The organism is Vibrio sp. V33_P6A3T137, from assembly GCF_009904835.1.
GTDB lineage: Bacteria > Pseudomonadota > Gammaproteobacteria > Enterobacterales > Vibrionaceae > Vibrio > Vibrio metschnikovii.
The window spans coordinates 1-20,468 of sequence record NZ_WXWK01000093.1 but is presented as its reverse complement, the minus strand read 5'-3'; the positions used below and the strand labels follow the sequence as shown (position 1 = coordinate 20,468).

Sequence of the window (20,468 nt, the reverse complement as noted above, 5' to 3'; positions counted from 1 at the left end):
TTCACTATGTCTGTCTCTAAGCCAAACCTTGCCAAGTTAATTGTGATTGACCTGTTTACCGTCGGTCGATGGCCTCTGTGTTTGTTATTAATGATTTTTGCCACTGCGATGGGCGTGGTATTTACCACTCATCATACTCGTCAAGCGATTGCCGAAAAAAATGAGGCCATGCAGCAACGTGACTATCTGGATAATGAGTGGCGTAATTTGATTTTAGAAGAGACAGCGCTGTCTGAGCATAGTCGAGTGCAAGATGTCGCCAGCCGTGAATTAGAGATGAAGCGTCCAGATGCTGATAAAGAAGTAGTGATTAAGCTTAAATGAGTAAACAGCCGACCAAAAAAGCGCTAGCCGCTAGCTCACCGACCAAGTCAACTCCGCCAGTTTTGATCCACTGGCGTTTATATTTATTACTCTCGTTTGTGGTGCTGATATTTGGTTTATTGATTGCTCGGCTCGCATTTATTCAAGTGATTGAACCGGACAATTTGATCCGACAAGGTGATTTACGCTCGATTCGTGCGCTGACCTTACATTCAGCACGTGGGATTATTTCTGATCGAAATGGTGAGGCGCTCGCGGTGAGCGTACCGGTCGAAGCGGTCTGGGCGGATCCGTTAGTGATTTTTAGAGAGGGTGGCTTTAACGAACTTGAACGTTGGCACGCATTAGCCGATGTGTTGGGGCTAGATAGGCAAGCGATGCTGCAAAAAATTCAAGATAACAGCACGCGACGTTTTGTTTACTTGCAGCGCCAAGTCAGTCCGGCAATGGCTAAGTACATTCGCGAGCTTAAACTGGTTGGGGTTGGCCTCAAATCAGAATCACGTCGTTATTATCCGGCAGGAGAAGTCAGTGCACATCTGATCGGCGTGACCGGAATTGATGGCCATGGTTTGGAAGGGGTTGAACGTAGCTATGATAAATGGCTGACCGGTGAGGCAGGCAAGAGCATTATCCGCAGAGATCGTTATGGTCGTGTGGTTGAAAATATAGCCCTCGAACAGCGGGAAGAAGGCAAACCCCTGCAATTGACCATTGATCAGCGTTTGCAAGCTATTGCGTTTCGTGCGGTAAAACAAGCAATGGCCGATTATCGTGCCACTTCCGCTTCCGCGGTGATGCTTGATGTAAAAACCGGAGCGGTGCTAGCGATGGTGAATGCACCCTCTTATAACCCCAATAATCGTAGCGATTGGCAAAGTTTTCAAATGCGCAATCGAGTGATAACCGATGCGTTTGAGCCAGGGTCAACCGTCAAACCGTTTGTCGTCCTTGCGGCGTTAGCGAATGGAACGGCCGATGAAAATACCATTATCGATACGGGTAATGGCATCATGCAAGTCGGTGGGAGCCGAGTGCGAGATGTTTCTCGGGTTGGAAAAGCCAGTTTGCAGGTGATTTTACAAAAGTCGAGTAATATCGGTGTGGCTAAATTGGCGCTGGATATGCCTTTAGAAGATACCTTAGATATGTATCGTGCGGTTGGGCTTGGTGAGGTTTCTGGGCTCAATCTTGTCGGAGAAAGCAGTGGTATTTTCCCTAATCGCCGCCGCTGGTCTCCTTTTGAAATTGCCACATTAGCTTATGGTTATGGTTTATCGGTGACGCCGATCCAATTAGCGCATGCCTATGCGACATTAGGCAATCTTGGTGTCTATCAGCCGATTTATCTGATTGATAGTAATCGTCAAGACTTATCTCAGCGAGTCGTAGACGAAAAATACGCCAGACAAGTATTAGAGATGCTTGAAACCGTCACTCAACCGGGAGGAACCGCGGTTCGTTCTGCCGTTCCGGGATATCGGATTGCCGCTAAATCGGGGACATCACGTAAAGCCGTCGCTGGAGGATACAGTGACGAGTATTTCGCTTACACCGCTGGGGTCGCTCCGGTCAGTAACCCTCGTATTGCTCTAGTGGTCATGGTTAATGAGCCGCAAGGGGATACTTACTATGGTGGCGCTGTTGCTGGTCCAGTGTTTGCTGAAATAATCAAAGGGGCGTTACAAATCTTAAATGTCGCACCTGATGAGAATCGTTTTCAACGCTAATGTTTATTCAAATCAAAATGAAAAAATGAAATCGACATGAAGATAACTCAAGGTTTACCCACATTGCTTGCACCATGGATGAAGATTGATGATCCGCAACTCAATTCGTTAACCATTCAGCACTTGCAGCTCGATAGTCGGAAAATACAACCAGGCGATACGTTTGTGGCGGTTGCCGGGCATGCTGTTGATGGGCGACAGTTCATCGCCGATGCGTTGGCTCGTGGCGCTAATCTCGTATTAGCCCAAGCCGATGCACACCATCCTCATGGTACGGTGAGCGATATCGATAGCAAACCGATCATCTATTTAGCGTCGTTGGATGAGCATTTATCGGCATTAGCGGGTCGTTTCTATGCCGATCATGCTAACCGAGTGATCGCCGTAACCGGAACCAATGGTAAGACGACCATCAGTCAATTAATCACTCAATGGCTCGAATTGATGGGAGAGCGTGCCGCCGTGATGGGCACCACAGGCAATGGTTTTTTAAATCAATTACAGCCAGCGCTCAATACCACTGGCAATGCATTGGAAGTACAGGCTACGTTACGTCAACTGGCGGAGCAAGGGGCCCAGTATACCGCCATGGAAGTCTCTTCTCATGGTTTGGTTCAAGGAAGAGTCAAAGCTCTCCCCTTTATCGCAGGGGTTTTTTCAAACCTAAGTCGCGACCATCTTGATTACCACGGTACGATGCAAGAGTACGCCAACGCGAAGCAATCATTATTTACTGAACATGATTGTCAGCAAGCGATCTTGAATGTTGATGATCCGGTCGGTGCACAATGGGCGACTCATCAATGGCCGGGGCTAGTTGGGGTATCATTGTATCAACAGCCGGAGACAGAACGTTGCTTATGGGCGACGTCGGTCAGCTATTCCGAGCAAGGTATTCACTTAGCCTTTGATGGCAGTTGGGGAGTAGGCCACTTACACGCCCCTTTAATCGGTGAGTTTAATGCTAGTAATCTGCTACTTTCGTTGGCCACGTTATTAAGTTTAGGGTTTAGCAAGCCAGCTTTGCTGGATACTGCGCCGCAGTTAACGCCTGTCTTAGGACGGATGGAGCTATTTAGCGCACCGGGCAAAGCGAAAGTGGTTGTCGATTATGCACATACGCCTGATGCGTTAGAGAAAGCGCTTTGCGCTTTGCGTGTTCATTGTTTGGGGCAACTGTGGGTTATTTTTGGTTGTGGTGGTGATCGTGATACCGGTAAGCGCCCAATGATGGCCGCGATCGCCGAACAATTTGCCGATGAAATCATTTTTACTGACGATAATCCGCGCAGTGAGTCTGCGCACGCTATCGTACAGGATATGCTCGCAGGATTAAGCCATGCTCAAGCGCACATTGAGCATAATCGTTATCAGGCTCTGCAGTATGCTCTGACTCATGCCAATGCCGATGATATTATTTTGTTAGCGGGCAAAGGGCATGAGGATTACCAAGTACTGGCCGATCAAACCGTTCATTATTCTGACAGAGAGTCAGCTCAACAACTTTTAGGGTTAACCGTATGATCAGCACTCAATTATCGACGATCAGCCACGTAGTACAAGGTCAATTACTGGGCGCGGATAGCATTATTTCGTCTGTTTCAACCGACACGCGTCGGATTGAGCCTGAAGGGCTTTTCATCGCTTTAGTCGGTGAACGTTTTGATGCTCATCAGTTTGCGCAGCAAGCGATAGATGCGGGCGCTAAAGCATTGCTGGTTGAGCGTGCTCTCGCGGTGGACGTTGCGCAAATTGTCGTCAGCAATACCAAACAAGCGTTAGGTCAACTGGGGTGTTGGGTTCATCAACAGTGCCAAACGCCAACCATCGCGATTACTGGAAGCTGTGGAAAAACCACAGTCAAAGAGATGGTCGCTAGTATTTTAAGTGCTAAAGGTCAGGTGTTGTATACCGTCGGTAATTTTAACAATGATATCGGTGTGCCACTCACCTTACTTCGTTCGAGCCGAGAAGATGATTTTGCAGTGATTGAATTGGGTGCCAATCATATTGGTGAAATTGCCTATACGACCCAGTTGGTTAAGCCAGATGTCGCGTTAGTTAATAATGTTGCTGCAGCTCATTTGGAAGGTTTTGGCTCGATTGATGGCGTGAAACAAGCCAAAGGAGAGATTTATCAAGGTCTCGCTCCAGGGAAAACGGCACTGGTTAACTTGGATAGCCATGGCGGTGAGCTATGGAGTAAGGTACTAGCCGATAAACAAGTCAAAACCTTTTCCGTTAACCAGCAGAACGCTGACTTTTTTGCCTCGCAAATAGCGTTAAATCAAGCGGGAGAAGCCAGTTTCACCTTGCATACTCCGCAAGGTGAACAGCCCGTAACATTAGGCATTATAGGTCAACATAATGTTAGTAATGCGCTAGCTGCTAGCGCATTAGCGATGGAGATGGGCGCGAGTATACAAGAGGTAGCCGTTGGACTTGCCCAGTTATCTGCTGTGAAGGGGCGAGTTGACGTTAGCCTGTTAACACCGATGATTCGCCTGATTGACGACAGTTATAACGCAAGCGTTCCGGCCATGAAAGCGGCGATTGAACTGCTGGCCTCTTTCTCCGGTTGCCGTTGGTTAATTTTAGGTAATATGGCGGAATTAGGCACAGAAAGTCTTGCACTTCACCAACAAGTCGGTGAACATGCTGCCCCATTCCAATTTGACTATGTTTTGACGTATGGAGAGGATGCGCGAGTGATCAGCCAACAGTGTCAGGGACAGCACTTCTCAACGCATCAAGACATGCTGACGTTTATTGAGCAGCAACTCGAAGTTCGCGCCTCTCAATCTCATGTGTTGTTAGTGAAAGGAGCGAACAGTTCAGGTATGAGTAAGATTGTTGCTGCACTTAAGGAGAAATTCTCATGATTATTTGGCTTGCGGAGTTACTCCAGCCCTATTTTTCATTCTTTCGTTTGTTTGAATATTTATCCTTTCGGGCCATTGTAAGTATTTTGACCGCATTGAGTTTATCTCTTTGGATGGGACCAAGATTAATTAAGCGTCTTCAGGTGCTGCAAATTGGCCAAGTGGTTCGTAATGATGGTCCTGAGTCGCATTTTAGCAAACGTGGTACGCCAACCATGGGCGGAGTGATGATTCTAGCCTCGATCAGTATCACGGTGTTACTGTGGGCCAATTTAAGTAATCCTTATGTCTGGGCCGTATTGGCGGTACTGTTAGGTTTTGGAGTCATTGGCTTTATTGATGATTATCGTAAGGTGGTACGTAAAAATAGCGATGGTTTGATTGCGCGTTGGAAGTATTTTTGGCAATCGGTTATTGCTCTCGTGGTCGCTTTTGCTCTTTATGCCCATGGTCACGATACCGCAGCCACTCAGTTAGTTGTGCCTTTCTTCAAAGATGTGATGCCACAGCTTGGCTTACTGTATATCGTATTAACTTACTTTGTGATTGTTGGTACCAGTAACGCGGTAAATTTAACGGATGGATTAGATGGATTAGCGATTATGCCGACCATCTTAGTCGCTGCTGCTTTTGCGGTCATTGCTTGGGCAACCGGTAATGTCAATTTTGCCAATTATTTGCATATCCCCCATATTCCTTATACCTCAGAGCTGGTTGTCGTTTGTACCGCCATTGTTGGCGCAGGCCTTGGCTTTTTATGGTTTAACACTTATCCAGCGCAAGTTTTTATGGGCGATGTCGGCTCATTAGCTTTGGGTGGGGCCCTCGGTATTATCGCAGTTTTGGTCAGACAAGAGCTGTTATTGGTGATCATGGGCGGGGTATTTGTGATGGAAACCATCTCGGTTATCTTGCAGGTCGGTTCCTATAAATTGCGTGGTCAGCGTATTTTTAGAATGGCACCCATTCACCATCACTATGAATTGAAAGGCTGGCCAGAGCCGCGAGTGATTGTGCGTTTTTGGATTATTTCTATTGTGCTAGTTTTGATTGGTCTAGCGACCTTAAAAGTACGCTAATCCGTAGAGGCAAGAGTCATGGATCGTTGGCAAGACATTCAGCAAGTTGTGGTGGTTGGGCTAGGCATTACTGGCCTTTCAGTGGTCAATTATTTACGTCGCTATCACCCCGCGCTTCAGGTTAAGGTTATTGACACTCGACTCTCGCCTCCAGGTCAAGAGTCTTTGCAACCGGACGTCGCTTTGCACTGTGGTGGCTGGCATATGGACTGGCTACTCGACGCGGATTTGATTGTCACCAATCCGGGTATTGCATTGGCGACGCCTGAAATACAGCAAGCGCTTGCTGCTGGTATTCCTGTTGTTGGTGATATTGAGCTATTTGCTTGGCATGTTGATAAGCCAGTGATTGCCATTACTGGATCGAACGGTAAAAGTACGGTGACCGACTTAACTGGAGTAATGGCGAAAGCGGCGGGCGTGAAAACGGCGGTAGGGGGCAACATTGGTGTGCCCGCGCTCGATCTATTAGCGGAAGCGGCTGATCTCTATGTTTTAGAGTTATCGAGCTTTCAGTTGGAAACGACGGATCATTTATCAATAGCTGCGGCGGCATTTTTAAATTTGTCCGAAGATCATATGGATCGCTACTCTGGAATGGCAGAGTATCGCCAAGCCAAGCTACGTATTTTTAATCATGCCAAAACCGCGGTGATTAATGCTGATGATCGACAAACGCCACCGGATGACTTTTCAGGGCCAATACTCAGTGTTGGTTTAGCGAATTCTGCCGATTACTCGCTAGAGATACATCAGGGTGAGGAATATTTATCGGTTAAAGGTACGCCTGTGCTGGCGGTTTCTCAACTGAGCCTTGTTGGGCGACATAATATCGCTAATGCCTTAACGGCTCTCGCACTCTTAGACGCCCTAAATATAGAGTATACCCACGCATTAGAGGCGTTAAAGTCTTACACTGGATTGACACACCGTTGCCAACTGGTTGTAGAGTATGATGGCATTCGCTGGGTCAATGATTCTAAAGCGACTAATTTAGCCAGTACCTTGGCCGCCTTATCGGGCCTTGCGGTAGACGGTGATCTTTATTTGCTGGTTGGTGGCGTAGGAAAAGGTGCTGACTTCACTCCTTTGAAGCCTGTTTTGGCGACGTTACCCGTTAAATTATGCTGTTTTGGTGTTGATGGGCAACAATTTATGCCATTACACCCTTCAGCGCGGTACTACCCAAGTTTATCCGCGATCCTTGAAGAGATTCATCCGCAATTGAAAGCGGGGGATATGGTTTTACTCTCTCCGGCTTGTGCCAGCTTTGATCAGTTTAACAACTTTATGGCTAGGGGAGACGCTTTCGCGGCGCTAGCTAAACACTACGCCTATACAAAAAGGTAATCTCTGTGTCCATCTCAAGCACGCTAAGCGCTTTCGTTCATTGGCTAAAAACACCGTCACCGACAGCGCTGTTTGATCGGCAGTTAGTTTGGCTTGCGTTAGGATTGATGTTGATTGGCCTTGTCATGGTAACGTCGGCTTCTTTTCCGATCAGCTCTCGTTTAACCGATCAACCCTTTCACTTTATGTTTCGGCATGGGATTTTTTTGATTTTAGCTCTGGGGACATCGGCGATTATTTTGCAGATCCCGGTTGAGCGTTGGATGCGTTATAGCTCGGTGTTTCTTGCCCTCGCCTTTGTATTGCTGATTGTGGTTTTGGTCGCGGGTAAATCGGTTAATGGGGCCTCACGCTGGATCCCACTTGGTTTGTTTAATCTCCAGCCTGCAGAGGTGGCTAAGCTAGCGCTATTTATTTTTATGTCTAGCTATTTGGTTCGCAAACAAGATGAAGTGCGCGCCACTTTTTTTGGTGGCTTCATGAAACCGATCATGGTCTTTGCCGCGTTAGCGGTGCTGCTGCTGTTGCAACCAGATTTAGGTACAGTGATTGTCATGCTAGTTACGTTATTTGGCATGTTGTTTATTGCTGGCGCTAAATTATCTCAATTTTTGGCATTAGTCGTCGCAGGCGTGTTAGTCGTGGTTGGTTTGATTGCGGCAGAGCCTTATCGTATTCGTCGTGTTACCTCGTTTCTTGACCCGTGGGAAGACCCTTTTGGCAGTGGCTATCAGCTCACTCAATCCTTAATGGCCTTTGGTCGTGGCGAATGGTGGGGCCAAGGTCTGGGTAACTCGATTCAAAAATTAGAATATTTACCGGAAGCCCATACCGACTTTGTTTTTGCGGTAATGGGCGAAGAGTTAGGATTTATTGGCGTTAGCTTAGTACTGATGTTGATTTTTAGTTTGGTACTTAAGGCGATGTTGATTGGTCGAAAAGCCTTTGAACATGATCAGCAATTTGGTGGTTATTTGGCGTTTGGGATTGGTATTTGGTTTGCTTTTCAAACCTTAGTTAACGTCGGCGCCGCTTCAGGCATGGTGCCTACCAAAGGGCTAACGCTACCATTGATCAGTTACGGCGGTTCAAGCTTGATTGTTATGTCCGTCGCGGTATCGATTTTATTAAGAATTGATCACGAATGTCGTTTGCAAGATAGAAGAAAAGATAGACATCATGAAGAAAAATAAACGTTTAATGGTCATGGCTGGTGGCACTGGGGGACATGTGTTCCCCGGCTTGGCGGTGGCAAAACAGCTCCAACAACAAGGTTGGGAGATTCGTTGGTTAGGTACTGCTGATCGCATGGAAGCTGAACTGGTTCCCAAGCATGGCATTGCGATTGACTTTATTCGCGTTAAAGGGTTACGCGGCCAAGGTGTATTGCGTTTACTAAAAGCGCCATGGCAAATCTTAAATGCTGTTTGCCAAGCGCGCCGTCATTTGCAAGCGTGGCAGCCTGATGCGGTATTGGGAATGGGAGGCTACGTCAGTGGACCTGGTGGGATTGCTGCTTGGTTGCAGGGGATTCCGGTGATTCTCCATGAACAAAATGCTGTCGCAGGCTTAACCAATCAATGGCTAGCGAAAATAGCCACTAAGGTATTCCAAGCTTTTCCTGGTGCGTTCAGTGATGCTTCGGTAGTGGGTAACCCTGTGCGAACGGATGTCACTCAAATTGCTGAACCAACAGAGCGCTTAGCGGAACGACAAGGTCCGATTCGGATTTTGGTCATGGGTGGAAGTCAAGGTGCACAGGTCTTAAATCAAACCCTGCCAGAGGTCATGGCAATCTTGGGTGACGGTTACCACATACGCCATCAAGCGGGTAAACATCATCATTCTGAAGTCGAGCAAGCTTACACAGATTTAGGTTGTACTCAGTTTGAGGTGACGGAATTTATTGATGATGTCGCAGATGCTTATCAATGGGCTGATTTAGTCGTTTGTCGTTCTGGTGCGTTAACCGTTTCCGAAGTGTCAGCCGCGGGAGTGGCGGCTATTTTTATTCCTTTTATGCATAAAGATCGTCAGCAAGCGCTTAATGCGGATCATCTTGTTTCAAGTGGCGCGGCGTTAATGATCGAACAACCTGAACTGACCAGCGAACGATTAGCGAGTACCATCGCCAATCTCGATCGATCACAATTGTTGACGATGGCTAAGCAAGCCAGACAAGCGGCTAAGCTGAATGCGGATAAAGTGGTTGCCGAGGCGATTATCGCCATCACTGCAGATAAACATGAGAAATAATCAATGACAATTAAACATACTCAAGACTTGGCGCAAATTCGTGCCCTTGTTCCAGAAATGCGTCGAGTAAAGTGTATTCATTTTATTGGCATTGGCGGCGCGGGAATGAGTGGCATCGCAGAAGTGCTACTCAATGAAGGCTATCATATAACTGGTTCTGATTTATCGAGTAATGCGGTGACTGAGCGTTTAGCTAACAAAGGGGCAACGATTTATCTTGGTCACCAAGCACAACATGTATCGCAAGCAAGTGTGGTTGTCGTGTCAACGGCAATTAATGAGCAAAACCCTGAAATCATTGCCGCTCGAGAAAAACGAATTCCTGTCGTACGACGCGCAGAAATGCTCGCTGAATTAATGCGTTTTCGACACGGTATTGCTGTGGCTGGAACGCATGGTAAAACCACGACGACGGCTTTAGTCACGCAAATCTACTCTGAAGCGGGTCTGGACCCGACTTTTGTCAACGGTGGATTGGTAAAAAGTGCAGGAACTAATGCACGTTTGGGGTCGAGTCGGATATTAATTGCTGAAGCGGATGAAAGTGATGCTTCGTTTTTACATCTGCAACCGATGGTGACGATTGTTACTAATATTGAAGCTGACCATATGGATACCTATGGTGGTGATTTTGAAACCCTTAAGCAGACGTTTGTCGATTTTTTACATAATCTGCCCTTTTATGGGCAAGCGGTATTATGCATTGACGATCCGGTAGTCAGAGAGCTTATCCCTCGTATCAGTCGCCATGTGATTACTTATGGATTTTCGGAGGATGCCGATGTGCGGATTGCCGATTACCACCAACAAGGTCAGCAAGGTCATTTTACCGTGCTGCGCCAAGATAAGGCGGATCTGGCGATTACCTTAAATATTCCTGGTCGACATAATGCATTAAATGCGGCTGCCGCGATCGCCGTTGCCAGTGAAGATGATATTGACGATGATGCGATTTTACGTGCGATGGCGAGTACTCAAGGCACTGGGCGTCGTTTTGACCACTTAGGTGAGTTTGCCACAGGTAATGGCCATGTTATGTTAGTGGATGATTATGGTCATCACCCTACTGAAGTTGATGTAACCATTAAGGCTGCTCGTAATGGTTGGACAGAAAAACGTTTAGTGATGATTTTCCAACCTCATCGTTACACCCGTACGCGTGATCTGTACGATGACTTTGCTCATGTACTTGAGCAGGTCGATGTTTTACTGATGTTGGATGTCTATTCTGCAGGAGAGAAGCCGATCGCTGGAGCTGATGGACGCTCATTGTGCCGAACGATTCGCCGCCGTGGAAAAATAGATCCGATCTTTATTCCAGATAGTGCAGCATTACCTGCAGTTTTAGCCAATATTCTGCAAGATGGTGACTTAGTATTGACGCAAGGTGCGGGTGATATTGGTAAAATAGCCAAACAACTTGCTGCACTGAAATTGGATATTGAGCAGATGCAACAGTGTCTATAAGTTGCATAACTGAGCACTTATGGCAAATAAATGACCATTAAGCACCGATTTCTTTACTTGAGTATTTGATACTTTTCATCGGCTCAGTATAATTCGAGGGTTAACGTCAGTGCTTTTACCTTTATTGAGCAACGATATAGGGAATCACATTGCTAGTCGACATCAGGATCATCGGACTTTGATTAACCATGTGTTAACCGAAAGTCGTCGCTTATCCACTTCATCTCAAGTGAAACAGCATACCGCTTCAGGGTGCTTTTTCCTGATGGTGCTGCTGTTGATAGGCGCTTTGTTGTACTCAACGATCAGTTGGATGTGGGATGAGCATCGTCTGCCCCTTTCCCAATTAGTCTTGCAGGGCGATTTACATTATGTTTCGACACTCGATGTCCAGCGCGCCTTTGCTGAGTTAGACCATATTGGCACATTTATGTCGCAAGATATTGATGTTTTACAGAGCCGAGCACAAGCGATCCCTTGGGTTGCGCATGCTTCTATTCGTAAACAATGGCCAGACACCATTAAGGTTTTTTTAACCGAACATCAAGTGGCTGCGATTTGGAATGGTAATGCACTGCTCAACGATAAAGGTAAGGTTTTCAATGGCGATATCGCCGCGGTAAAACAAGAGTATGTTAAATTGTATGGCCCCGATGACAGTGGCCCGCAAGTACTCGCTGTGTGGCGACAATATAATCCACAGTTTCAAGCGTTAGGGTTAAATATTTCTTCCCTACTATTGAATGAGCGCCGTGCTTGGCAAATTATTTTGGATAATGGTATCCGCTTAGAATTAGGTAAAGAGTCATTAGATGAGCGTATTGCCCGTTTTTTCCTACTTTATAAGCGATTAGGGCAAGATGCTGAGCGAGTCAGTTATATCGATCTCAGATACGATACAGGTGCCGCAGTAGGTTGGTTCTCAGAGCAAGAGTGACAAAGAGAGTTTAAATGACGAAATCGGCCAATGATAGCATTGTAGTTGGATTAGATATTGGTACCGCAACGGTGTCCGCGTTGGTCGGTGAGATCCTACCTGACGGTCAAATTAATATCATCGGTGCGGGCAGTAGCCCATCACGAGGTATGGATAAAGGCGGCGTTAACGATCTGGAATCCGTCGTCAAATCGGTACAACGCGCCGTCGATCAAGCTGAATTAATGGCAGAATGCCAAATAAGTCACGTTTTTTTATCTATATCTGGCCGACATATTGCAAGCCGTATAGAGAAAGGCATGGGAACCATCTCTGATGAAGAAGTCTCCCAAGACGATATGGATCGAGCAATCCATACTGCCAAATCGATTAAAATTGGCGAAGAACAACGGATTTTACATGTTATTCCTCAAGAATTTACCATTGATTATCAAGAAGGGATTAAAAATCCACTAGGATTATCAGGGGTTCGTATGGAAGTGAGCGTCCACCTGATCACCTGCCACAACGATATGGCTCGAAACATTATTAAAGCCGTGGAACGTTGTGGGCTAAAAGTTGAACAGTTAGTGTATTCAGGATTAGCCGCTAGTCATGCGGTGATCACCGAAGATGAGCGTGAACTTGGTGTCTGTGTGATCGATATTGGCGCCGGTACCATGGATATTGCTATCTGGACGGGTGGGGCGTTACGACATACTGAAGTGCTCTCTTATGCTGGTAATGCGGTGACGAGTGACATTGCGTTTGCTTTTGGTACGCCGGTGAGCGATGCTGAAGAGATCAAAGTAAAATATGGTTGCGCATTAAGTGAACTGGTGAGCAAGGATGATACGGTTAACGTTCCGAGTGTTGGTGGACGTCCCTCACGAAGTTTACAAAGACAAACCTTGTCGGAAGTGATAGAGCCTCGCTACACTGAGTTAATGGGGTTAGTGAATCAGATCATCGACACGGTGCAAGATAAGTTGCGCAAAGATGGTATTAAACACCATCTCGCTGCCGGAGTGGTATTGACTGGCGGTGCCGCGCAAATTGAAGGATTAGTCGACTGTGCAGAGCGAGTATTCCGTAATCAAGTTAGGGTGGGGAAACCGCTCGAAGTGAGTGGTCTAACCGATTATGTAAAAGAGCCGTATCATTCTACGGCGGTGGGTTTACTTCATTACGCAAGAGATAGCCAAATAAATGATGACACTGATTATCAAGAGCCTAAGCGCCAATCAGTATCGAGTTTATTCAGCCGCTTGCGTAATTGGATACAAAAAGAGTTTTAACCTGATAAGCAGGAAAAACGGAGATAACACATGTTTGAACCGATGATGGAAATGTCTGACGATGCGGTAATCAAAGTCGTTGGAGTGGGTGGTGGTGGCGGTAACGCTGTAGAACACATGGTGCGTGAGTCCATCGAAGGCGTGGAATTCATCAGTATCAATACAGATGCGCAAGCACTTCGTAAAAGCAATGTCAGTACGGTTATCCAAATTGGTGGTGACATTACTAAAGGACTCGGCGCGGGTGCTAACCCGCAGGTGGGTCGTGATGCTGCTCTTGAAGATCGAGAAAGAATTAAAGAAATTCTCTCTGGCGCCGATATGGTATTTGTCGCCGCTGGTATGGGTGGTGGTACTGGAACTGGTGCTGCTCCGGTGATTGCAGAAGTGGCAAAAGAACTCGGCATTCTAACGGTTGCTGTAGTGACCAAGCCATTTAGCTTTGAAGGTAAAAAGCGCCTCGCGTTTGCGGAGCAAGGGATTGAAGAACTATCGAAACATGTTGATTCTTTAATTACCATCCCTAACGAGAAGCTGCTCAAAGTATTGGGTCGTGGTATTACTCTACTTGAAGCCTTTGCCAGCGCGAACGACGTACTTAAAAATGCCGTACAAGGCATCGCTGAGTTAATTACTCGTCCAGGTATGATTAACGTCGACTTTGCTGATGTAAGAACAGTAATGTCTGAAATGGGTCATGCCATGATGGGTAGCGGTGTGGCTAGAGGTGAAGATAGAGCAGAAGAGGCGGCAGAAATGGCCATCTCAAGTCCGCTTCTAGAAGACATCGATCTAGCAGGAGCTCGTGGCGTACTGGTTAATATTACGGCTGGCTTGGATATGCGTCTTGATGAGTTTGAAACGGTGGGTAACACGGTTAAAGCTTTTGCATCAGACAATGCGACAGTCGTAATTGGTACTTCACTTGATCCAGACATGGCCGATGAAATTCGTGTAACAGTCGTAGCAACCGGTATTGGTAACGAGAGAAAGCCAGATATCACATTAGTTGCTGGTGGTAGCAAACCGAAAACCACCGCCATTGCTCAACCACAGAACGTTGCTTCGGCGGCTAAAGTGGAAGAGAGAATGGCACAGCCTTTGCAGGAAAAGGTAGAAGTGAAAACTCAGTCAGCATCAACGACGAGTAGTGCTTCTTCTGCAGGCCAAAGTACGGCACCTAAGCCAGAAAAAGAGAGCGGTTATTTGGATATTCCGGCTTTTTTACGTCGTCAGGCTGATTAAAATAGCGCCACAATTTGACACCGTTCAAAATTTTGGTAAGATGTCGGTCGGTTTTTATCGGTCGAGCTTTGTGGCATCGAAATAGAGGCAAGTAGATGATCAGACAACGTACTCTGAAAGAAATAGTGAAAACAACTGGAGTGGGCCTTCACTCTGGTCGTAAAGTCACGCTTACTCTTCGCCCTGCTGCTGCAAACACGGGTATTATTTATCGCCGTACTGATATTAATCCACCTGTTGATTTTCCTGCTGATCCAGCATCAGTCCGAGATACTATGCTATGTACAGCATTAGTGAATGACGATGGTATTCGTATCTCAACCGTTGAGCATCTCAATGCGGCTTTGGCTGGCATGGGAATCGACAATGTTATTGTTGAAGTAGATGCTCCGGAAATTCCTATTATGGACGGCAGTGCTAGCCCGTTTGTATATTTATTGCAGCAGGCTGGTATTGAAAAACTGAACGCGCCTAAGCGTTTCATTCGTATCAAAAAGCCAATACGTTTCCAAGATGAAGACAAATGGGCAGAGTTACGTCCCCACAATGGCTTTAAAATGGATTTTGAGATCGAGTTTAATCATCCAGCGATTGATGGTGACGAGCAACATCTCGTGTTTGATTTCTCTTCGCAAGGTTTTGTAAAAGAGATTTCTCGCGCTCGAACGTTTGGTTTTATGCGTGACATCGAATATTTACAATCTCAAAACCTCTGCCTCGGTGGGAGTTTTGATTGTGCTATCGTGCTTGATGATTACCGTATTCTGAACGAAGAAGGTTTGCGTTTTGCTAACGAATTTGTCACACATAAAGTGTTGGATGCCATTGGTGATCTTTACATGTGTAGCCATGCGATTGTCGGTGAGTTCAGAGCTTACAAATCAGGACATGGTCTAAATAACCAGTTACTTCGTGCGCTATTGGCTGACCAAGAAGCGTGGGAATGGGCAACATTCGAAGAAGAAGCAGGATCTCCGGTTGCTTTCGCTGAGCCGAATATGGTTATCGCATAAACGACGAATAAATAAAAAAGCCAGACTCAGTCTGGCTTTTTTATTTATTACTCATCTTGAACAGCATCCTACCTATTTTATGGTTATCTAAAGCGGCAATCTATTAGAAGAACGGCGGTAATAAGTTGCCTCTTAGGGTACTTAATCACATTTTGCCGCTTGAGATTGGAATCGCGATGACTATGTTAATGGCGTTTAGTTGCCATAACAGACTTCGTTCTGATTAAGTAAAATGGTATCTTACGCCTTTGGTGCTATGACCATTGATGATTATCGAGAAAAATCCTTACACTGAGCATGACTTAATTGGCTTAGTGTCTTGAAAATAAACATCTTCAGCACAATATCCAAGGGACATGATTTATCTCAGTATCCTTAGTTGAAGATAGAGAGAGACTGGAAATATTTAAAGCAGATCGGGACGATCCAAGTAAAGAGAGATACATAAAAAATGATAACTAAGCTACTGACAAAGGTGGTTGGCAGTCGCAACGACCGAACCTTGCGCCGTTTAAGAAAAATTGTTAAAGAGATCAATAACTTTGAACCTGCATTTACGGCGCTTTCTGATGATGAGCTAAAAGCGAAAACTATCGAGTTTCGTCAGCGTATTGAGCAGGGAGAATCGTTAGATCAACTGTTACCCGAAGCCTTTGCTACGGTACGTGAAGCCTCTAAGCGTGTGTTTGGCATGCGTCATTTCGATGTGCAATTAATTGGTGGTATGGTACTCAATGCTGGGCAAATCGCCGAAATGCGTACTGGTGAAGGTAAAACACTCACCGCAACATTACCCGCTTATCTTAATGCGTTAGCGGGTAAGGGCGTACATATCGTTACCGTCAATGACTACTTAGCTAAACGTGATGCGGAAACCAACCGTGCTTTATTTGAGTTTTTGGGCATGACCGTTGGGATTAACGTTCCGAATATGCCACCTCATGAGAAAAAACAAGCCTATCTTGCCGATATTCTTTACGGCACCAACAATGAATTCGGTTTTGACTACTTGCGCGATAACATGGCTTTCCGTATGGAAGACCGAGTTCAACGTGAACGCTTTTTTGCGGTAGTGGATGAGGTGGACTCGATCTTAATCGATGAAGCGCGTACGCCATTGATCATCTCTGGCCCTGCTGAAGATAGCTCTGAATTATATACACGAATTAATACACTGATTCCTAATCTCCAACAGCAAGATAAAGAAGACTCTGAAGATTATCGTGGTGATGGTCACTATACCGTGGATGAAAAATCCAAGCAGGTTTATCTGACCGAAACTGGACAGGAGTTTGTTGAGGAGTTGTTAATTCGTAATGGCTTAATGGAAGAAGGGGATACCTTATATTCTCCGACCAATATTAGCTTATTGCATCATGTGAATGCGGCACTGCGCGCACATGTCTTATTTGAGAAAAACGTCGATTATATTGTTACCGATGATGGTGAAGTGGTTATTGTTGATGAGCATACCGGACGAACGATGCCAGGACGTCGTTGGTCTGATGGCTTACATCAAGCCGTTGAAGCGAAAGAAGGGGTCAAAATTCAAAATGAGAACCAAACCTTAGCCTCGATTACTTTCCAGAACTACTTCCGTCTCTATGAAAAATTATCTGGTATGACGGGAACTGCTGACACAGAAGCTTTCGAGTTTCAGTCGATTTATGGTTTGGAAACGGTGGTTATTCCAACCAATAAACCAATGGTTCGTGACGATATGCCGGATGTAGTGTATCGCACCGAAGCAGAAAAGTTTGCCGCTATCATTGAAGATATTAAATATCGAGTAGAAAAGGGTCAGCCAGTACTGGTTGGTACGGTCTCGATTGAAAAATCAGAGCTACTTTCTAATGCACTGAAAAAAGCCAAGATCAAGCACAACGTGCTGAATGCGAAGTTTCATGAGAAAGAAGCAGAAATTGTTGCCGATGCAGGTAAACCTGGCGCGGTCACCATTGCAACTAACATGGCGGGTCGAGGTACGGATATTGTCCTCGGTGGGAGTTGGCAAGCACACGTTGAGATGTTAGATAACCCAACTCAAGAGCAGATTGATCAAATCAAGGCTGAGTGGAAAAAAGTGCATGATCAAGTCTTAGCCTCCGGTGGTTTGCATATTATTGGTACCGAGCGTCATGAATCTCGTCGTATTGATAACCAGTTGCGTGGTCGTTCTGGGCGTCAAGGTGATGCGGGTTCTTCGCGTTTCTATCTCTCAATGGAAGACAGTTTGCTGCGCATCTTTACTTCAGATCGTATGGCGAGCTTAATTCAGAGTGGCATGGATGAAGGCGAAGCGATTGAAAGTAAAATGCTCTCTCGCTCAATTGAAAAGGCGCAACGTAAAGTTGAAGGTCGTAACTTTGATATACGTAAACAGCTACTGGAATACGATGACGTAGCCAATGATCAGCGTAAAGTGGTTTATGAGCTTCGTGATGAGCTAATGAAAGTCGATGATATCAGTGACATGATTGAGCACAATCGTGTTGATGTGTTTAACTCGGTGATTGATACCTACATCCCACCACAATCGTTAGAAGAAATGTGGGATATCGAAGGTTTGCAAGAGCGCTTGAAAAATGACTTTGATCTTTCTCTACCGATTCAAACTTGGTTAGATGAAGATGATAAGCTTTATGAAGAAGCGTTGCGTGAACGGATTCTGGAACAAGCAGCTACCGTGTACAAAGAGAAAGAGCAAGCGGTTGGCGTTTCAGTCATGCGTAACTTTGAAAAATCAGTCATGTTACAAACACTGGACACGTTATGGAAAGAGCATCTCGCAGCTATGGACCATCTACGTCAAGGGATCCATTTACGTGGTTATGCGCAGAAAAACCCAAAACAGGAATATAAGCGTGAATCGTTTGAACTGTTTGAAGGTTTGCTTGATTCGCTAAAATCCGATGTGATTGCTATTTTGTCGAAAGTTCGCGTGCAACAGCAAGATGAAGTGGAACGTATGGAAGCTCAACGTATTGCTCAAGCAGAAGAAGTTGCTCGTCGTGCTCAAGCTCAACATGCAAGTAGCGATAACCAAAACAAAGACGATGGACATCATCCGATGGTGCGTGAAGAGCGCAAAGTGGGACGTAACGAACCTTGTCCTTGTGGCAGTGGTAAAAAATACAAACAGTGCCATGGTAAAATTGATTAATTTTATTTAATCCAGTAAAAAGAGTCGCTTAGGCGACTCTTTTTTTAAATCTATATCGTATGGGAAAACGCATGAAACGCATTCATATCGTTGCTGGGATTATTGTTAATTCTGAAGGCTCACAGATTTATATAACGAAACGTCCTGATGATAAACATCAAGGTGGTTTATGGGAGTTTCCCGGAGGAAAGGTTGAAGCCGGTGAAAGTATCGAGCAAGCCTTAGGTCGTGAATTGCATGAAGAGATTGGTATCACAGTTACCGAGCAGACCTTGTTTGAACACCTTGAATTTGATTACCCTGATAAAGCTTTAATGTTCGATTTTATGCTAGTGACCCATTTTGAGGGACAGCCTTTTGGTAAAGAAGGTCAACAAGGTAAATGGGTAGCGATCAGTGAATTAGCTCGCCATTCCTTCCCTGAAGCTAATGTGGGGATTGTTGAGCGAGTGATGAAAGAGTTACTCTAAGTGCTAGCCAGCATCGAGGATAGTTGTTAGTTTAAGAGCAATGGATAAATCGTCTATCGCGAACCATGGAATGAGAAATGGAGAAAGAAGCAATGATAAGAATTGCGATTGCAGGTGCAGCTGGTCGTATGGGACGCAATCTCGTCAAGGCAAGTTATTATAACCCCAATACTATCGTCGGTGCAGGTTCTGAGCGTCCAGAATCTTCACTCGTCGGTGTTGATATTGGAGAGTTGTGTGGAGAAGGACGCTTTGATGTTGCTTTAGTTGATAACTTAGAGCAAGCCGTGAATGATTTCGATGTGATCATTGATTTTACTGCTCCCTCTAGTACGTTAGCCAATATTGAACTGTGCGAAAAACACCATAAAAAATTAGTCATTGGTACAACTGGATTTGATGAGTCTCAGTTAGCGCAAATTAAGCTTGCCGCGCAACAGATCTCAATAGTCATGGCTCCGAACTACAGCGTTGGGGTTAACTTGGTGTTTAAGTTATTGGAAAAAGCGGCCCAAGTGATGGGGGATTATTGCGATATCGAGATCATTGAAGCTCATCATCGCTATAAAGTGGATGCTCCCTCTGGAACGGCGATTGGTATGGGAGAAGCGATTGCTCACGCGATGGGAAATAATCTCAGTGATGTTGCGGTTTATGCACGTGAAGGGATCACTGGCGAGAGGGCTCGTCATGAAATCGGTTTTGCCACAATTCGTGCCGGAGATATTGTCGGTGAACATATAGCAATGTTTGCCGATATCGGTGAGCGAGTAGAAATCACTCATAAAGCGACCGATCGCATGACCTTTGCTAATGGGGCCGTCAAAGCGGCTATCTGGTTAGCCGATAAGCCCGCTGGACTTTATTCGATGACCGATGTGCTCAATTTGAATGAGCTTTAATTACATAATTATGCGCTGACTTAGGTTGGCGCATTTTTTTTACCCAAGTTAAACGCCCGTGTTTCCCTTTTTCTAAAAGCCTTTTTATTGATTGTTAGTGTCTAAAAATGAAGGTTTTGATTGGTTTTTGTTTTGTAGGCTCAATTTTTGTTTGTTTTATCCCTTGTTTATCGTTTGCTTTTGTTTTTGGTTTTTTAGTGATTTTTTATACGGCGTATTTTCCACGGTTTTTATTTATTTCATCATTATTAGCCATAAAGTGGAGAGAAAAGTGTTGTTTTGATGGCTTTGGTGTTAGTTTTGTTGGCAAGCTGATAAATAAAAATTTAATTTATCAACGATTGTTGACAGGGATTAGTGTGAACTTTAGAAT

General features: G+C 45.4%; 17 protein-coding genes. All 17 read left to right on the top strand.

The window, feature by feature from the left end:
* The first annotated feature begins 6 nt into the window (after positions 1-6).
* Positions 7-324, top strand: a complete 318-nt coding sequence (gene ftsL / locus CAG60_RS09025) for a cell division protein FtsL (protein ID WP_154169117.1) — start codon at positions 7-9, stop codon at positions 322-324.
* On the top strand, positions 321-2,054 hold the full coding sequence (locus CAG60_RS09020; protein WP_154169115.1) for a penicillin-binding transpeptidase domain-containing protein: 1,734 nt from the start codon (positions 321-323) through the stop codon (positions 2,052-2,054). Before ftsL ends, CAG60_RS09020 begins: the two co-directional genes overlap by 4 nt.
* 36 nt (positions 2,055-2,090) lie before the next feature.
* Positions 2,091-3,578 carry a UDP-N-acetylmuramoyl-L-alanyl-D-glutamate--2,6-diaminopimelate ligase gene (gene murE / locus CAG60_RS09015; RefSeq protein ID WP_161438776.1) on the top strand — a complete coding sequence of 496 codons (1,488 nt, stop codon included), beginning with the start codon at positions 2,091-2,093 and terminating at the stop codon, positions 3,576-3,578.
* Positions 3,575-4,936 carry a UDP-N-acetylmuramoyl-tripeptide--D-alanyl-D-alanine ligase gene (locus tag CAG60_RS09010; RefSeq protein ID WP_161438775.1) on the top strand — a complete coding sequence of 454 codons (1,362 nt, stop codon included), beginning with the start codon at positions 3,575-3,577 and terminating at the stop codon, positions 4,934-4,936. Before murE ends, CAG60_RS09010 begins: the two co-directional genes overlap by 4 nt.
* Positions 4,933-6,015 carry a phospho-N-acetylmuramoyl-pentapeptide-transferase gene (mraY, locus tag CAG60_RS09005; protein WP_004395952.1) on the top strand — a complete coding sequence of 361 codons (1,083 nt, stop codon included), beginning with the start codon at positions 4,933-4,935 and terminating at the stop codon, positions 6,013-6,015. The genes CAG60_RS09010 and mraY overlap by 4 nt, the downstream gene beginning before the upstream one ends.
* 18 nt (positions 6,016-6,033) lie before the next feature.
* The gene (gene murD, locus CAG60_RS09000) at positions 6,034-7,365 is read left to right on the top strand and encodes a UDP-N-acetylmuramoyl-L-alanine--D-glutamate ligase (RefSeq protein ID WP_161438774.1); all 1,332 of its coding nucleotides are present in this window, start codon (positions 6,034-6,036) and stop codon (positions 7,363-7,365) included.
* Positions 7,366-7,370: 5 nt separating this feature from the next.
* Positions 7,371-8,558 carry a cell division protein FtsW gene (gene ftsW, locus CAG60_RS08995; RefSeq protein ID WP_115152693.1) on the top strand — a complete coding sequence of 396 codons (1,188 nt, stop codon included), beginning with the start codon at positions 7,371-7,373 and terminating at the stop codon, positions 8,556-8,558.
* A complete protein-coding gene (gene murG / locus CAG60_RS08990; RefSeq protein ID WP_161438773.1) occupies positions 8,545-9,621 on the top strand; it encodes an undecaprenyldiphospho-muramoylpentapeptide beta-N-acetylglucosaminyltransferase in 1,077 nt (358 codons plus the stop codon). The genes ftsW and murG overlap by 14 nt, the downstream gene beginning before the upstream one ends.
* 3 nt (positions 9,622-9,624) lie before the next feature.
* Positions 9,625-11,088, top strand: a complete 1,464-nt coding sequence (murC, locus tag CAG60_RS08985) for a UDP-N-acetylmuramate--L-alanine ligase (protein ID WP_004395948.1) — start codon at positions 9,625-9,627, stop codon at positions 11,086-11,088.
* A gap of 178 nt (positions 11,089-11,266) precedes the next feature.
* A complete protein-coding gene (locus CAG60_RS08980; protein WP_040904680.1) occupies positions 11,267-12,025 on the top strand; it encodes a cell division protein FtsQ/DivIB in 759 nt (252 codons plus the stop codon).
* 14 nt (positions 12,026-12,039) lie between these two features.
* Positions 12,040-13,302: a cell division protein FtsA gene (gene ftsA / locus CAG60_RS08975; RefSeq protein WP_161425113.1), complete on the top strand. Its 1,263-nt coding sequence runs from the start codon at positions 12,040-12,042 to the stop codon at positions 13,300-13,302.
* A gap of 30 nt (positions 13,303-13,332) precedes the next feature.
* Positions 13,333-14,547 carry a cell division protein FtsZ gene (ftsZ, locus tag CAG60_RS08970; RefSeq protein WP_154169105.1) on the top strand — a complete coding sequence of 405 codons (1,215 nt, stop codon included), beginning with the start codon at positions 13,333-13,335 and terminating at the stop codon, positions 14,545-14,547.
* A 95-nt stretch (positions 14,548-14,642) separates the two neighbouring features.
* A complete protein-coding gene (gene lpxC / locus CAG60_RS08965) occupies positions 14,643-15,560 on the top strand; it encodes a UDP-3-O-acyl-N-acetylglucosamine deacetylase (protein ID WP_161438772.1) in 918 nt (305 codons plus the stop codon).
* Between the two features lie 451 nt (positions 15,561-16,011).
* On the top strand, positions 16,012-18,723 hold the full coding sequence (gene secA / locus CAG60_RS08960; protein ID WP_154169103.1) for a preprotein translocase subunit SecA: 2,712 nt from the start codon (positions 16,012-16,014) through the stop codon (positions 18,721-18,723).
* A gap of 71 nt (positions 18,724-18,794) precedes the next feature.
* Entirely contained in the window at positions 18,795-19,193 is a 399-nt protein-coding gene (mutT, locus tag CAG60_RS08955) for an 8-oxo-dGTP diphosphatase MutT (RefSeq protein WP_161438771.1), read from the top strand.
* Positions 19,194-19,285: 92 nt separating this feature from the next.
* Entirely contained in the window at positions 19,286-20,095 is an 810-nt protein-coding gene (gene dapB, locus CAG60_RS08950) for a 4-hydroxy-tetrahydrodipicolinate reductase (protein ID WP_161438784.1), read from the top strand.
* 107 nt (positions 20,096-20,202) lie between these two features.
* Positions 20,203-20,468 (top strand): hypothetical protein (locus CAG60_RS16640; protein ID WP_237667768.1); only part of this gene is annotated, 266 nt, incomplete at its 3' end.